The following is a 1,296-nucleotide window of genomic DNA, read 5'->3' as shown; positions in this document are numbered from 1 at the left end:
TTGAGGATCACCGAAGTGTCCAGGCCGCCGGAATACGCCAGAACGACCTTGTTTACGTCCGCCATGCCATCACTCCACGGGGTAATACGGAAAGCCGAGGAGTCTACCGCTCAAACGCGATAATTTACAGAGGCGCGACAGCTTAAGACGACAAAGCGACAGATTGTTTCGATTGCGCGACGATGACCGGCGAGTCAGGAAGTTGCTGCTGTGCTCGCCGGGGTGCTGGCCTGCGGTGCCGGGGTTGCCACTGGTGCCACCCGCGCCAGGTGCACGTTGACTCGACGATTCTTCGCCCGGTTGACAGCATTGGTGTTTGGCACCAATGGGTAGCGTTCGCCGTGGAAGCGCACAGTGATCTGCGACTCCTGAATGCCGTTAGCCTTGAAGAAATCGACTACCGCCAAGGCGCGACGACGCGACAGCTCGCGGTTGGTCAGTCGGTTGCCGCTGTTGTCCGAGTGGCCATCGAGTTCGATATGGTTAACCGTCGGATCGGCCTTCATGTATTCGAGCATCACTTGCAGCTTGGCCTTGGCGGCGGCGTCCAGATCGATGCCTTCGCCGGGAAAGGCGATTTGCGACTGTTTGATCTGATCGAAATTCTGCGGCAGCAATTTCGCCACACACGTCTGATAGTCGTTGAAGGCCTTGCTGAATTTGACCGGCAACAGGCGTACTTCCGAGACCCGGCCATCGCCCGAAGCACGACGAATCACCGGGCTGCGCCCTTCAATCAGACCGCTGACCAGACTGGAAGCCTGCGCCTGCGAACTATTGAACAGCACGTTGCCGCTGCCGATGCGGACCGTGCCGAGATTGATATCGCCGCGTCCCGGCTGCCATGGTGCGGCGGCGGCGAGCAATGTCGCCGAACCGCCTCCGAGCATGGCGTTGTAGGCATTGAGCCTGAACGTCGCCTGTTCGCCCGCCTTGCGCACGAACTGGCCCGAGCCGAAATCAGTGATCGGCTGTGTCAGACGGCATTCGAACTTGTCCCCTTCGACCGTCCACTCAATGTTCTCCAGACGAGTCTGGTAAGTGAGCGCCATCGCGGGAAGGCTGGCAAACACACTGAGCAAGGCTAAATAACGCTGGCGCACGGGAGGCTCCATTGGCTTCTGAAACACAAAGACCGATTCACACTATGTTTACGGCATACCTACGGGATATCGGAAGCTTGCGGCAAAACTTGATAGCGAGTGCCTGCAAGAGTCTTTTCCGGTAGCATTCGCCTCAGTTTGACCCGCCTGGAATCCCCTCATGTCCGACCGCCTGACCCTGCTGCGTCCCGCC

General features: G+C 58.9%; 2 protein-coding genes. Both read right to left on the bottom strand.

Translation table 11 applies throughout. The features are described 5' to 3' along the window. Positions 1–65: hypothetical protein (locus ACIOZM_RS14925; RefSeq protein ID WP_401215083.1), on the bottom strand; the 65-nt coding region annotated here is incomplete at its 3' end. Positions 66–194: 129 nt separating this feature from the next. After that, positions 195–1,103, bottom strand: a complete 909-nt coding sequence (locus tag ACIOZM_RS14920; protein ID WP_401215077.1) for an OmpA family protein — start codon at positions 1,101–1,103, stop codon at positions 195–197. Positions 1,104–1,296 lie beyond the last annotated feature (193 nt).

Source organism: Pseudomonas sp. NPDC087346, from assembly GCF_044744235.1.
GTDB lineage: Bacteria > Pseudomonadota > Gammaproteobacteria > Pseudomonadales > Pseudomonadaceae > Aquipseudomonas.
Note: the sequence above shows the minus strand (reverse complement) of the source record. Positions and strands in the feature narration are given on the sequence as shown.